The 15,145-nt window shown below is 31.3% G+C and carries 14 protein-coding genes and 1 riboswitch; of the genes, 4 read left to right on the forward strand and 10 right to left on the reverse strand.

The genetic code is table 11. The features are described from left to right. Positions 1-12: 12 nt before the first annotated feature. Both leuS and B2G86_RS07805 read right to left on the reverse strand, forming a co-directional pair. Positions 13-2,397: a leucine--tRNA ligase gene (gene leuS, locus B2G86_RS07800; protein WP_078357565.1), complete on the reverse strand. Its 2,385-nt coding sequence runs from the start codon at positions 2,395-2,397 to the stop codon at positions 13-15. Between the two features lie 288 nt (positions 2,398-2,685). Continuing rightward, on the reverse strand, positions 2,686-3,864 hold the full coding sequence (locus tag B2G86_RS07805) for an MDR family MFS transporter (protein WP_078357566.1): 1,179 nt from the start codon (positions 3,862-3,864) through the stop codon (positions 2,686-2,688). Between the two features lie 120 nt (positions 3,865-3,984). On the opposite strand from B2G86_RS07805, the gene mnmL reads away from it, so the two are divergent. Then, positions 3,985-4,944, forward strand: coding sequence for a tRNA modification radical SAM protein MnmL/YtqA (mnmL, locus tag B2G86_RS07810; protein ID WP_078357567.1), 960 nt, complete (start codon positions 3,985-3,987; stop codon positions 4,942-4,944). Then, positions 4,941-5,498, forward strand: a complete 558-nt coding sequence (mnmM, locus tag B2G86_RS07815) for a tRNA 5-(aminomethyl)-2-thiouridylate-methyltransferase MnmM (RefSeq protein WP_078357568.1) — start codon at positions 4,941-4,943, stop codon at positions 5,496-5,498. The genes mnmL and mnmM overlap by 4 nt, the downstream gene beginning before the upstream one ends. A gap of 45 nt (positions 5,499-5,543) precedes the next feature. On the opposite strand, the gene B2G86_RS07820 is transcribed toward mnmM, so the two are convergent. Both B2G86_RS07820 and B2G86_RS07825 read right to left on the reverse strand, forming a co-directional pair. Then, positions 5,544-5,951, reverse strand: a complete 408-nt coding sequence (locus tag B2G86_RS07820) for a transcriptional regulator, SarA/Rot family (RefSeq protein ID WP_078357569.1) — start codon at positions 5,949-5,951, stop codon at positions 5,544-5,546. 85 nt (positions 5,952-6,036) lie between these two features. Beyond that, positions 6,037-6,852 carry an alpha/beta fold hydrolase gene (locus tag B2G86_RS07825; protein ID WP_078357570.1) on the reverse strand — a complete coding sequence of 272 codons (816 nt, stop codon included), beginning with the start codon at positions 6,850-6,852 and terminating at the stop codon, positions 6,037-6,039. Between the two features lie 84 nt (positions 6,853-6,936). On the opposite strand from B2G86_RS07825, the gene B2G86_RS07830 reads away from it, so the two are divergent. Then, positions 6,937-7,443 (forward strand): gamma carbonic anhydrase, encoded by a 507-nt coding sequence (locus B2G86_RS07830; RefSeq protein ID WP_078357571.1) that lies wholly within the window; start codon positions 6,937-6,939, stop codon positions 7,441-7,443. Between the two features lie 269 nt (positions 7,444-7,712). Here the strand turns inward: B2G86_RS07830 and B2G86_RS07835 are convergent, their stop codons facing one another. Continuing rightward, positions 7,713-8,048 (reverse strand): hypothetical protein, encoded by a 336-nt coding sequence (locus B2G86_RS07835; protein WP_078357572.1) that lies wholly within the window; start codon positions 8,046-8,048, stop codon positions 7,713-7,715. A gap of 653 nt (positions 8,049-8,701) precedes the next feature. Here B2G86_RS07835 and B2G86_RS07840 point away from each other — a divergent pair. Next, entirely contained in the window at positions 8,702-9,706 is a 1,005-nt protein-coding gene (locus tag B2G86_RS07840) for a proline dehydrogenase family protein (RefSeq protein WP_078357573.1), read from the forward strand. Between the two features lie 46 nt (positions 9,707-9,752). Here the strand turns inward: B2G86_RS07840 and ribH are convergent, their stop codons facing one another. From ribH to B2G86_RS07865, 5 genes are all read right to left on the reverse strand, one after another. After that, the gene (ribH, locus tag B2G86_RS07845; RefSeq protein WP_078357574.1) at positions 9,753-10,223 is read right to left on the reverse strand and encodes a 6,7-dimethyl-8-ribityllumazine synthase; all 471 of its coding nucleotides are present in this window, start codon (positions 10,221-10,223) and stop codon (positions 9,753-9,755) included. Positions 10,224-10,243: 20 nt separating this feature from the next. After that, positions 10,244-11,419, reverse strand: a complete 1,176-nt coding sequence (gene ribB / locus B2G86_RS07850; RefSeq protein ID WP_078357575.1) for a 3,4-dihydroxy-2-butanone-4-phosphate synthase — start codon at positions 11,417-11,419, stop codon at positions 10,244-10,246. 8 nt (positions 11,420-11,427) lie between these two features. Next, positions 11,428-12,060, reverse strand: coding sequence for a riboflavin synthase (locus B2G86_RS07855; RefSeq protein WP_078357576.1), 633 nt, complete (start codon positions 12,058-12,060; stop codon positions 11,428-11,430). A gap of 4 nt (positions 12,061-12,064) precedes the next feature. Beyond that, the gene (ribD, locus tag B2G86_RS07860) at positions 12,065-13,111 is read right to left on the reverse strand and encodes a bifunctional diaminohydroxyphosphoribosylaminopyrimidine deaminase/5-amino-6-(5-phosphoribosylamino)uracil reductase RibD (RefSeq protein WP_078357577.1); all 1,047 of its coding nucleotides are present in this window, start codon (positions 13,109-13,111) and stop codon (positions 12,065-12,067) included. 146 nt (positions 13,112-13,257) lie between these two features. Next, positions 13,258-13,390, reverse strand: a riboswitch (FMN riboswitch). A gap of 86 nt (positions 13,391-13,476) precedes the next feature. Beyond that, positions 13,477-14,991, reverse strand: a complete 1,515-nt coding sequence (locus B2G86_RS07865) for an FAD/NAD(P)-binding protein (RefSeq protein WP_078357578.1) — start codon at positions 14,989-14,991, stop codon at positions 13,477-13,479. Positions 14,992-15,145 lie beyond the last annotated feature (154 nt).

Below are 15,145 nucleotides of genomic sequence, written 5' to 3' on the forward strand. Positions count from 1 at the left end.
CTCCTATATGATTTAATTTGCAACGATATTAACTAATTTTCGAGGTACTGCAATCACTTTACGTATTGTTTTACCTTCTATAGCTTCTTTTATTTTATCATTTTCTAAAGCTACTGTTTCCATTTCTTCCTTAGTTAAATCTTTAGATATTTTCATTTTATCTTTTAACTTACCATTTACTTGTACTACAATTTCCACTTCATTATCGACTAATAAAGATGCATCAAATGTTGGCCATTCTTCATAGGTTACTGTTTCAGTATGATCTAGTTTTTGCCATAATTCTTCAGATATGTGTGGTGCGATTGGTGATAACATTTTTACAAATCCTTCAATATATGATTTGTTGATATGATCTTGTTTATAACATTCATTAATAAATACCATCATTTGGCTAATAGCAGTATTAAAGTTTAATGTGTCAAAGTCTTCTGTGACTTTCTTAACAGTTTGATTATAAACTTTATCTAATGCTGAAGTAGGTTCTTCTACGACCTTACTCGTTATGTTCCCTTCTTCAGAAACAAGTAAACGCCAAATTCTGTCTAGGAAACGACGAGAACCATCTAATCCATTTTCACTCCAAGCAATTGCTGCATCAAGTGGACCCATAAACATTTCATATAAACGCAATGTATCTGCACCATGAGATAGAACAATATCATCAGGATTTACAACGTTCCCTTTTGATTTACTCATTTTTTCATTACCTTCACCAAGTATCATACCTTGATTGTATAACTTTTGGAATGGTTCTTTCGTTGGTACTACCCCAATATCATAAAGCACTTTATGCCAGAATCTTGAATATAATAGATGAAGAACTGCATGTTCTACCCCACCAATATATAAATCTACTGGCAGCCAATGTTTCAATTTCTCTGGATCAGCAAGTTGTGAATCATTATGAGGATCGATATATCTTAAATAATACCAACAACTACCAGCCCATTGTGGCATAGTGTTTGTTTCACGGCGACCTTTCATACCCGTTTTAGGATCTACTACATTAATAAATTCATCAATGTTTGCAAGTGGCGACTCACCTGTACCTGATGGCTTAACTTGATTTGTTTCAGGTAGAATTAATGGTAGCTCTTCTTCTGGAACTGTTGTCATCGTACCATCTTCCCAATGTATTACAGGAATAGGCTCTCCCCAATAACGTTGTCTACTAAATAACCAGTCTCTCAATTTATAGCTTACTTTTTTCTGACCGATGCCTTTTTCTTCTAACATTTCAATTGCTTTCGGAACCGCTTCCTCTTGTGTTAAACCATTTAACACATCAGAATCAATCATTTTACCATTTTCATTATAAACAGTAATGATGTCTAAATTGAATTTTTCAGCGAACTCATTATCTCTCTCATCATGAGCAGGGACAGCCATTACAGCACCAGTACCGTAACTAATTAATACATAATCTGCAATCCAAATTGGCATTTTCTTACCAGTGAATGGATTAGTAGTAAACGCTCCTGTAAATACACCACTTTTATCTTTTGCTAAATCCGTTCTCTCTAAATCAGATTTACGAGATGCACTTAGTTTATAGGCTTCTACTGCTTCTTTTTCGTCTTCTGAGGTAATTTGATCCACTAATGGATGTTCTGGAGATAGTACCGCAAATGTTGCACCATAAATTGTATCAGGTCTAGTAGTGAATACATCAAATGATAAGTCTGTATTATCAATGTTAAAAGTTAATTCTGCACCTTCAGATCTACCAATCCAATTTCTTTGCATTTCTTTAATTGATTCTGGCCAATCCACGTCTTCTAAATCTTCTAACAGACGATCAGCATATTCTGTGATTTTTAATACCCATTGTCTCATAGGTTTACGTACTACAGGGTGTCCTCCACGCTCAGAAACACCATCAACTATTTCTTCATTAGAAAGTACAGTTCCTAAAGCTGGACACCAGTTAACTGCTACTTCGTCCACATAAGCTAAACCTTTGTTATATAATTGAATGAAAATCCACTGTGTCCATTTATAATATTCAGGATCAGTCGTGTTTACTTCTCTATCCCAATCGTATGAGAAGCCTAATTCTTGAATTTGACGTTTAAATGTTGCAATATTTTTAGCTGTAAATTCTTTAGGATCATTACCTGTATCAATAGCATATTGTTCTGCTGGTAATCCGAATGCATCCCAGCCCATAGGATGAAGCACGTTATAACCTTGCATTCTTTTATACCTTGAAACTATATCAGTAGCTGTATAACCTTCTGGATGACCTACATGTAATCCAGCACCAGATGGATAAGGAAACATATCTAATGCATAGAACTTTTTCTGACCAACATTATCGTCAGCTTTAAAAGTTTTATTCTCTTCCCAAAAATTTTGCCATTTCTTTTCAATTTCTTGATGATTATAATTCATTTATTTGCTCCTCCTATAAAATAAAAAAAGCCATCCCAACCATAATAACAGTTGGGACGACTTGGATAATTATGCCGCGGTACCACCCAGAATTCACTAAAAAGTGCACTTCATTTATATGGTTTAAGATTGCTTTTAATAAATAATTAACAGTTCATAAGTTCACTTAATGGATATCATCAGTTCACAGCACCACTGACTCTCTAAAGATTCACATTAAAGCTACTACGCCTTATATACACCCTAATATTATGCAATTTCTTTATATATTGCAAGTTTTATTTAAAATTATGTCGAATCTTGTTTCGATATTCCTCTATCATAAATGTATAAGAAGTAATAACCAATTAGAATAAGCAATATCATACTATAGAACATCACTTTCATATCAAATACATCGACTAAAACACCACCAACAACTGGCCCAAATGCTTTACCCACTGTTGAAGATGCGTTAACAATGCCTTGATAAGCACCCATTCTACCTTTTGGAGCTAATTGATTTGCTATAGCTGGAACTGCAGGCCATACAAACATTTCACCAAACGTTAGTATAACCATACCTACTATAAACATTGTAAATTGCTCTGCAACACTCGTAACTAAGTAACTTATAATAAAAATAGTCAGCCCAATAAACATTTGCAATTTTATTTTTTCTTTAAATCTATTTATGAAAGGTGCAATTAGAGGTTGACCAGCTAAGATTAACACGCCATTAATTGTCCATAACAAACTATACTGTTTTAAAGATATACCTACTGTTTGTGTATATGTTGCGATAGTTGTCTGCCATTGAACGTATCCAATCCAACATAAGCTGAACATTGTACATAATAATAAAAGAGCCGTGAATTTACTTTTGTCTTTTACTTGCGCGACACTCGCAATACCTTCATCATTTTTTAAATGAACTTCTAAATCAATATTGTAATATTTTAACGCAATAAGTATGAATACAACATATAATAATAAATTTGCCATAAATATATAACTAAAGCTAAAATCAGCTACAAACCCGCCAGCAGCTGCCCCTATTGAAACACCTAAGTTTTGTGCTAGATAAATAGCATTAAATGTTGTACGACCACCATTTGGCCAACTTGCAGCGGCCATAGCATAAATGGCTGGAACAATAATACCACCACCGAAGCCTAATATTACTAACCAAAATGGATACCATGGCCAATCATTTAAAAAATTCAAACCTACTAAACTTAATATATTTAATAAAGAGGCAAAAATAATAGAGCGAAATCCGCCAATTTTATCAAATAAACTCCCACCTAATAAATTCCCGATAACACTACCAAATGCATTAATCATTAATACGACTCCAGCAGTACTTAAACTCTTCCCTAATTCTTCATTCATATAGATTGTATTAAGCGGCCATAAAAAGCTGGATCCTGTAATATTAATAGCCATACCAATAATTAACATTTTTACAATTTTAGGCATTTTCAAAGATTTCACCCTCCCTCTCTAATTTTGTCAATTTGAATAGTCTAAACCTTTTTCTGCAAAAGTTCAATATTATATGTTAAAATGCTTTAGATAAGTTTGTAGAACAGGATGTGAAATAAAATGACAGAACAATTCCGTTTTGCGTTTGATAATAAGAGATATCATACATGGAATTATCATTTAAGAAATAAATTTGGAGAAAAAATATTTAAAATTGCAATAGATGGTGGATTTGATTGCCCAAACCGTGATGGCACTGTAGCGCACGGTGGTTGTACTTTCTGTTCAGCTGCTGGTAGTGGTGATTTCGCTGGCAATAGAGCAGAACCAATACATGTACAATTTAAAGAAATAAAAGACAAAATGCATGAAAAATGGTCTGAAGGAAAATACATAGCCTATTTTCAAGCTTTTACCAATACACATGCACCAGTTGAAGTTTTAAGAGAAAAATATGAAGCTGCCCTAGCAGAAGAAAATGTAGTTGGTCTTTCTATCGCTACAAGACCAGATTGCTTACCAGACGATGTTGTTGAATATTTAGCAGAACTAAATGAAAGAACCTATTTATGGGTTGAGCTAGGCTTACAAACCGTACATCAAGAAACATCTGATTTAATTAATAGAGCTCACGATATGAAGTGTTACTACGAAGGTATTGCTAAGCTTAGAAAGCACAATATTAACATTTGTACGCACATCATTAATGGTTTACCTGGTGAAGATTACGATATGATGATGGAAACAGCTAAAGAAGTTGCTCAGATGGATGTTCAAGGTATCAAAATTCATTTACTACATCTATTAAAAGGAACACCAATGGTAAAGCAATACGAAAAAGGTATGCTTGAGTTTATGACTCAAGATAACTATACTCAACTTGTTTGTGATCAATTAGAAATTTTACCGGAAGAAATGATTATTCATCGTATAACTGGAGATGGACCTATTGACTTAATGGTTGGACCTATGTGGAGTGTTAATAAATGGGAAGTATTAAATGCTATCGATAAAGAATTAAAAGATCGTGGAACTATGCAAGGATCTAAATTTGTAAAGACGGAGCATATTAAATCATGATAGTTGATGGTATCCTTCCTTTTGCTAGAAAATTAATATCTTCTCATATCACAGAGAATAGTATCGTAGTAGATGCTACTTGTGGTAATGGTAACGACACGTTATTCCTCGCAAATCAAGTTACGAATGGTGAAGTCTATGCATTCGATATACAAGAAAATGCAATAAATAGTACAAAAGAAAAAACTAAATCATTTAATCATATTAATTATTACCAAACAGGACATGAAAATGCCGCTTTTATTATAAAAGAATACAATAAAAATATAGACGCAACCATTTTCAATTTAGGCTATTTACCTAAAGGAGACAAGAATATTACAACAAACCCTTCAACTACAATACAAGCAATTGAAAGCCTTTTTGAAATTACTAACAAAAATGGCATTATTGTATTAGTTGTTTATCCAGGTCACCCAGAAGGTCAAATTGAATCAAATGAAGTGTTAGCATATGTAAGTAATATAGATCAAAAAACAGCTCACGTACTTCATTATCAATTTATTAATCAAAAAAATAACCCACCTTATATAGTTGCTATCGAAAAAAGATAAGTATTGAAACTAAAAAAGCAAACCTGAATTTTCAGGTTTGCTTTTTTATATGTTACATGTATTCACTATTGATTCAAATTGCTTTTCAAAATGATCTTTTCTTTTCTTTATTTCTTCACAAGCAAAGTCTACAATCGCTGCTTTTTTCTCAGCAAAATCTTCATTCACTTCAACAATTACAGTTCTTTCGTCATTTTCAGGACGAACTTTTTTAATCCAACCTTTTTTAACTAAATTATTATAAAGCCTTGTTCTCTTATAAGGCTTTATGTCAATATAATCATCTAATTCTTTAAGACTCATAGAACCATTATTCCATAACATGATAAGTGTAAGAAATTCTTCTTTTTCAATTTCAAACTTTTCTTCAATTTTATAAAATATTATATTAATATTTTTTTGTATATCATCTAAAAGGATTAAGTCACTCACATTATTTTCTTTTTCTGCCATAAAATCAACCTCCAACGTTCTCTATATCTACAATATACCCATTTTAGAGGCGTTTAAGCTCATTTTGTAATAATTTTTATAGCGATCACTCTTCTTCATCAATTAATAAACCAACATAATGGATGCGATTATTCATAAATGAAATAAGATATTTCATTACATTTTCACGCTCTGGCTCATTATGCACTTCATGAAATAAACCATGCCAAGCTTTAAAATAAAGTTCATTTGTATTGATTGTCTTAGCAACTGTTCTAATTGAATCTGTATCAACTATTTCATCTTCTGTACCTAACATAATGAGTGTTGGAATTGGCGAAATGTGATGAATGTTCTCCATTGTACTTTTCATCGTTTCTAGAATAGTCTTATACCAATGATAACTTACTTTATTTAACATTAAAGCATCTTTATTTGTATCATCAATAACCTCTTTGTTACGTGTTAAACTTTCTATTTTAATACCTGTATCAAATTTCGCATCTTTAGCGACTGTACCGAAACTGGAAGCTAAAAAGTTTCTTCTAGTAGATATATTTTGCTGGAAAGCAACTAACGGTGAAATCAGCAGTACACCTTCTACTTTAAGATCTACTTTTTCTAACAAGTTAAGTAAAATCAGTCCGCCTAAACCTACACCAAGTGTAAACACAGGTAAATGATATTCTTCTGCAATCGTTAACCATTCTAGAACTTGTTCATGATATTCTTCAAAATTATCAACATGGCCTCTATGTACTCGCGAAGTTTGGCCTTGCCCTCTTAGGTCTCCCATAATAACATGGTAGCCTTCTCTACGTAGCTTAGTAATTACGTATGCATATCTTCCTGTATGTTCAAGCATATTATGTACAATTACAACAATACCTTTAGCTTCTTTTTCTGTTTCCCATTTCCACATAATATATTACTCCTTTTACCTTTATAGCTACATTTTTGTTAAACTTAGTATAACAAATTTTTTTAAAAGAATGGAGAATCTTTAATGATTAAGTCTTTTAATAGCAAAACCCCAATTATAGACCCAAGTTGTTATATAGCTGAAAATGCTACACTAATTGGCGACATAAAAATTGGTGAGAATAGTTCAGTATGGTTCAATTCTGTCATTAGAGGAGATGTCGCACCGACGATTATAGGAAAAGGTGTCAATATACAAGATTTATGTTGCTTACATCAAAGCCCAGATCAACCACTCATACTAGAAGATAATGTGACAGTTGGTCATAAAGTTACTTTACATTCTAGTATCATACGTAAAAATGCTTTGATTGGAATGGACTCCACAATATTAGATGGCGCTGAAATTGGAGAATACGCATTTATCGGTGCTGGATCTCTCGTACCACCAGGCAAAAAAATACCACCCCACACTTTAGCGTTCGGACGACCAGCTAAAGTGGTACGAGAATTAACAGAAGATGATTACAATGAGTTAAAAAGGATTAACGAATCATATATAAATAAAGCTAAGCTATATAAAGAAGAATAAAATGAAAACAGCATAGGGCAGAAATAATTTTAAAAAATATGAGATAAGATATAGATTAATTAGATAGTAAATCTAAGAGTTTAGCCAAGTTGTAGATTAAGTCGGAAGTTAATCTAAGAGATTGGCCAAGTTGTAGATTAATTCATAAGTTAATCTAAGAGTTCGGCAAAGTTGTAGATTAATTAGATAGTTAATCTACAACACCCTCATAATCAACACCGAACAATAAAAGGATGGGACAATTAATTTGCCCCATCCTTTTTTCTATTTTAAGCTATTTTAAATTTACTATGCATTATTGGTAATTTTACGATAATATATGCAATTAAAATTTCATAGAACATAGAGAAGAATTTTTCAAAGAAGAATAAAATATTTTGTGAAATTATTGTTCCAAATCCTTGTCCACCAAATTGATAATTAACAAGTAAGAAATTATCAATAATATTCAATGCAATGATTGTGATAAATACTGTCCATGATTTTTTAGTGATCATAGCAATCAATATTGCAATAATACCTATAACTATAGGTTCAAAAATAAATAATTGTACGAAGCTGTCTAATGGTTTCCCGAAAATATAAAATGCCATATCCCTAAACATAGCGATAACTCCTTTATAGTCATTTCTAATAATATAATTATATCACGCTCATACCTACATTATTATTAAGATACTTTAAAGATTTATCGCTTTTCTTAACATTAAATTAACATTGAAATCCTTTAAAAATTTACACTCACTTAGTAATTACTTCATATATAGATGTTATATTGAAAATGTAATCAACGACACTATTTAAAGGAGCATGATAAAATGCATTTCTTTAAAAAAATAATGATAGCAATACTTTTATTTACGTTTCTCCCACATGCAATGAGCATAGCTGCAGAGCCTATTTCACCTTCTTATACTGAGTTAAATAAGTAATCACTAAACTCCTATAAATGGAGTTCTTTTTTTATCCCCTATTAATAACTTGATGAATTTCTAAATATATCGTTTTTGAATGCACTTTTATTGAGTTTTGTTTATACATATTTCCATTCAAAATACATTTTAAATTTGAACAATCTTTTTAACTATACGGAAATTTTCTTAAAAGTCCGAAATTTCGTTTAATGACGTTCTTTTTTGTGTCAGAGTTCATTAATTGTATAATTTTACATTATATTCAAAATGTAAACGCTTAACTATTTTATTGTTTCCATGATAAAATGTATGAAAGTAATATATTTAATTAAGGAGGACTTGCTATGCCTGTCGTAAAAGATTTTTTTATTGCGTTATCTAACAATAAGTTCATGAATGAATCAGCTAAGAAAATGGGTCCTGCACTAGGTGCAAACAAGGTAGTAGCGGGCGTTGATATTGATTCAACAATCGATACAGTTGAAAGATTAAACATGAAGGGAATATCATGTACGTTAGATAATTTAGGGGAATTCGTAACATCTCGCCAAGAAGCATTACAAGCGCAACAAAACATTGTTGAAATTATAAGAAGAAATTATAATGCAAACATCGAAGCACATGTTTCAATTAAACTAACACAATTAGGTATTAATATAGATAGAGAGTTTGCATATCAAAATACGAGAGAAATTTTATTAAAAGCTCATGAATACGGTAATACTTTCGTTAACATCGACGCTGAAAAATATGAAGATTTAGTCGGGATCACTGAAATAGTCGATAGACTTAAAGGTGAATTTAAAAATGTTGGTACTGTTATCCAAGCTTATTTATACGACGCAATGAATATTATGGAAAAATACTCAGATGTAAGATTACGTTTAGTAAAAGGTGCATATAAGGAAGGTCCACATATAGCTTACCAAACTAAAGAAGAAATCGATCAAAACTATATTAAGTTAATTGAGAAAAGATTGCTTACTTCAAAAGCTTTTACATCAATTGCAACACATGATCATCACATAATTAATCATGTAAAACAATTTGTAAAAGACAATAATATTGATAATAATGCATATGAGTTTCAAATGTTATATGGTTTCAGAACAGACTATGCATATCAAATAGCAAGCGAAGGCTATAACTTCTGTATGTACGTTCCATTTGGGGAAGACTGGTTCGGTTACTTTATGAGACGTTTAGCCGAAAGACCACAAAATATTAACTTAATGCTATTAGATATCTTTAATAAGAAAAATAAAGGAAAGATTGCGTTTGGTGCAAGTGTCATAACTGGTATCTCTATTTTAACATTAGGTGTTATTTCTTTATTAAAGAAAAAGTAATAAAAAAGCGAGGCTGAGACAAATTAATTGTCTCAGCCTCTAATTATTATATTTGGCTTTCAATATTTTTAAGTAAATTGGCCATTTCAATAGCAGCTAATGCAGCATCTCCACCTTTATTACCTGCTTTAGTTCCAGCTCTTTCTATTGCTTGTTCAATTGTTTCTGTTGTTACTATACCAAAGATAACTGGCACTTCTGTTTCATCATTTACTTTAGATACACCTTTTGCTACTTCATTACATACATAATCATAATGTGTAGTAGCGCCTCTAATGACACATCCTAATGTTACTACTGCATCGTAATTTCCTGATTTAGCTAATTTTTTAGCAACTAATGGAATTTCATATGCACCTGGAACATAAGCTACATGAATATTATCTTCTTCTACATTATGGCGAACCAATGTATCTTTAGCTCCATCTAATAAACGACCTGTAATAAAATCGTTAAATCTACTTACTACAATTGCTACTTTTAATTCTGATCCGTTCATTTTACCTTCAAAGTTCATTTTTATTTGCCCCATTCTTTTTATAATAAATGACCCATTTGGTCTTTTTTTGTATTTAAATATGATTCATTCGTTGTATTTGGCTGTATAACTACTGGTATTCTATTTGTAATTCTAATACCTAACTCTTCTAATTGATTAAATTTATCTGGATTATTGCTTATGAGTTGTATTTCTTCTATATTAAAGTACTTCAGAATTTGACTTGCTTCAGTATAGTCTCTTAAATCCGCTTCAAAGCCTAATGCTTTATTTGCAGAAATTGTATCATATCCTTTTTCGATCAATTCATATGCTTTAAGTTTATTGATTAAGCCTATGCCTCGACCTTCTTGAGGAAGATATAAAATCATACCACCGTGCTCTTGTATATATTTCATAGAGTATTCTAGTTGTTCTCCACAATCACATCTAGCACTATGGAAAATATCACCAGTGACACATTCAGAATGTATACGAACGTTCATTCCATTTTCAATATTGCCCGAACAAATAGCTAAGTATTCTTTTTGATCTAATTTAGATGTAAAACCATACATATCAAATTCACCAAATAATGTAGGTAATTGAATTTTTGATTCAAATTTTATAATTTGATCATTTCTTTTTCTATATTGAACAAGTTCATCTATCGTAATCATTTTTAATTGATGTTTAAGTTTGAACTGATATAAATCTTCTCTCTTAGCCATCGTTCCATCGTCTTTCATAATTTCACAAATAGCACCAGCAGGTTTAGCACCTGACAATCTAGCTAAATCAACACAAGCTTCAGTATGCCCTACTCTTTCAAGAACACCATTTTCTTGAGCAATTAATGGGAATACATGTCCTGGTTTTACAAAAGCACTCGGAGAAGTCTCTTCTATTAGACCTTTTATAGTATCCGTTCTTTCAAAAGCACTAATGCCTGTTGTTGATGACACATGGTCAACACTTACAGTAAAAGCTGTCTTAAACTTATCACCAGTTTCAGTCATTAAATTTAAATCTAGCTGTTCTGCTATTTCACGGCTAACTGGTGCACATATTAGACCTCTAGCATGAGTTGCCATAAAATTTATCGTTTCTGGTGTTAAATATTCAGATATTGCAATAAGGTCACCCTCATTTTCTCTATCTTCATCATCTACAACTATAATGGGTTTACCAAGTTTTAATTCTTCAATAGCTTCTTCTACTTTATCAAACATTATGATGCCTCCTAAAATCCTAGATTTAGTAACTTCTCTTGCGATAAATTCGAGTTATTTTGATGAGTAATTTTTTGAACATATTTAAATAATAAGTCCGTTTCTATATGTACCTCATCACCTTGTTTCTTGTTAACAAAAATAGTACGCTCTCTAGTCTCAGGTATTAAATGAATTTCAAACTTATGCTGATACAATTTAAAAATTGTTAAACTTATACCGTCTACCGTAATTGAACCTTTATCAATCATTTGACTTAATAATTGCGCATCAGCTGATATTTCAATTATCCATTCATCTTTTCTTTTAGAAATATGCTTTATAATACCTTTTCCATCTACATGACCACTTACGAAATGACCACCAAACCTTCCATTAGCTAACATCGCTCTTTCAAGATTTACTTTGTCATTTGTTTTTAAGTGTTCTAAATATGTGACATTGATTGTACCTGTAATAACTTCTACTTTAAAAATAGATGTCTGCTTTTCAGTAACAGTTAAACAAACACCATTTATCGCTACCGAATCACCAAGAGATAAATCATCAGTTATTTCAGGAGCCTCAATTGTTAAAGTCTTAACTCCACTTTGAGTGCTTGTATTCTTAATTACACCAACTGTTTCAATAATTCCTGTGAACATCTTGTCACTTCTTTCTTAAAATTATTTTAAGATCTCCACCAATGATTTCTGTTGATATAATTTTAAATAACTTACTATTGGATAAAGGATAAACATCATTGGTTTGATAATATTGATATTTTCCTTGACCACCAATCATTTTCGGGGCTTGATAAATAATTAATTGGTCTACTAAATCTTGTTCTATAAATTTACTTACTAATGTCGGACCTGCTTCTACCATGATTTGAGCATAACCTGCTTCATAAAGTTGATATAGAACATTTTTTAAATTTGATCCTTCTTTATTTACTATTTCGATGTTTTGATTTTCATTTACTTTGAAATGGTTAGAATCTGACATAACAATTACAGGATTGTTTTCATCCTTAAAAATCTTTAGTTCTTCATTAAAATCAGATTGTTGAGTTAAAATAATTCGTTTAGGGTCTTTTAATTCTTCGCTTCTAGTTGTTAACAATGGATCATCTTCACGCACTGTCATACCACCCGTAATAATGGCATCATGCTGACTTCTTAAGTTCAACACATCTTGTTTCACTTCTTTAGATGTAATCCATTTACTTTCTTTGGCATCAGTTGCAACTTTTCCATCCATACTTGTAGAAATTTTTAACGTTACAAATGGTAGTTTAGTGTTTTGTTGTTGAAAAAAACTATTATATAAAGCTTGAGCTCTTTCAGAAGGCTCATGCGATACTTCAATTCCAGCTTCTTGTAACATTTCATGTCCACTATTTTTTAAAGATTGGTCTTTCACCGCATATACAACTGATTTAATGCCACTATCTATAATAGCTTTAGAGCATGGCGGTGTTAGCCCATAATGAGAACATGGTTCTAACGAAACGTAAATAGTAGCATCTTCTGCTTGAGTACCTGCCATCTTTAAAGCTTGAATTTCCGCATGAGACTCACCTTTTTTTAAATGTGCACCGAATCCGATAATTCTATTATTCTTAACGATTACAGCACCAACTGAAGGGTTTGTCCCAGTCTGACCTTGTAAACGGTCTGCTAAATCAATAGCAAATTCTAAATATTGATTCATTTAAGTTCCTCCTAAAATTAAAAAAACCACCAGAAAATTGAATTTTCGGTGGTTGGGAGTAAAAAATGTATCAAGAAATAAGCCTTTATTATTAAAGACATTAACATTTTAATATAACGAAATAAGCGTATAGAATACGCTGTCGTCTATTCTTTCTCCCATCCAGACTCTAACTGTCGGCTTCAGAATCACACTGAATCAGCCATAAACAAAAACTCATTTATGGGTCGCGGGCTTTATACCGCCGGTTGGGAATTTCACCCTGCCCCGAAAGAATATATTATTAAATTATATGCATCAGTAATCACTGATGTAGCCATTTTATACTATAATACTAAGAATTACAAATTAATATTCTTATAGATTTACTTCTTTTTGGATTGAACCTTTTTAGCTTTTTTTCTTTCTTCTAGTTCAATATACAAGTCTTTTACAGCTCGAACGGATTGATCAACTAATAATGAAACACCATTTACATCAAAATTCACACCAGTTGTTAATTGACCAATCACTTTTAAATTAGGCATTGTTCCAAACTTAGGACTAATAACTTCATTTGTATATGGAAGTACAAGAATACCTCCGAATGGATGAGCTGCTATGATTTGTTTGTTTTCTAGCCCTTTTATAAAATGTTCATCTTCAGTCAACTCAGATAAGTGTTTTTTAGGTCCTGTAGCATTAATTACATAATGATAACTGTCTTCATTTTCTACATTTTTATATTTTATTCTAAATTTACCGTAATATTTTCGTACATTTTCTAATCCTTCTTTAACGATAATATCACCGTTCTCAATCCAGTCAATTAACTGCTTTGCAGACGATTGTGGCATAGGATTAGCATTGCGTTTAAAGTGATGACCATATTTATCTAAAAATGCTTTCTTATCATCGATAGTCATAGCGTTCCAAAGTGGAATCATATGATGTTTAACTTCTTCAATAAAAGATTGAAAATGTCCAACTTCATCCTCATGTCTTAAGTCATATTTCATGTTATATACATTATCTTTTTTGAATCGATATAACATTTTCTGTAGGTTAATATTTTGATATTCACATTCTTTTTTAAATAATTTTTCTACATCTTTTAAAGGCACTACACCTTTATGTGATTTTTTGAATTTTTCAATTGCTTTATCATTTATATATTTCAAATCAATTTCATGTCTTATCCCTCTCACACTAGGAATTTGCGCATTTCTTGATGTTACAACTAAAGGCAAACGCTCATGATTTTCCATGACATATCTAATAACATCTACAGAACTTAGCCCAGTACCTATAATTGCTATATCATCATTTTGTTTCACATTACGTAAAGCTCGAGTAGTAGGATAAGGTGATTCAATATAACCTGATAATCCCGATAATTGATAAGGATCTTTATAAGGTAGCATACCAATTGTTAAAAATACATAATCATATTTTTGACAGACTGCTTCATCATCTTCTATATAGCAAACATCTATTTTATATTGTCCACGTTCATCTTTAATCTCTTCAACATAACAACTATCAACTTTATGCTTATGAACAAAAATATTATCATGTTTTTGTAGCAATTTATTTAAAATGGATTTCATATAATGACCAAATACTAATCTTGGTAAATATTTTGCTTTACCATAATCAAATTCGTCATTTTTCTTATACCATTTTTTAAAATCTTTCTCGTTTTGTGGATCTAGTGACATTTGATTAGCTGGTAAATTAATCAATAATCTATCACTATCATTTTGAAATGGTTTCCCCATTCCCATATCTTCAGCATTATCAAAAATATCTACCGTAATATTTTTGAATTTTTTATGCTTAGATAATTGATTAAGTGTACTGACGCCTGCTGTACCCATACCTATAATTGCAACTTTCAAATTAAACGCCTCCGTTTTTAATTTTGCATGATATGCAAAAATTTAGCATACTTTTAAAATCTATACTTTATCCCCATATTTTCTCTTTATATAAATTTATCATAATATGATTCTCAATTTGTCGCTTTCATTTAAATATTCCTTTTTTCTAATT

The sequence above is a fragment of the Mammaliicoccus fleurettii genome (genome assembly GCF_002018435.1).
Classification (GTDB): Bacteria; Bacillota; Bacilli; order Staphylococcales; family Staphylococcaceae; genus Mammaliicoccus; species Mammaliicoccus fleurettii.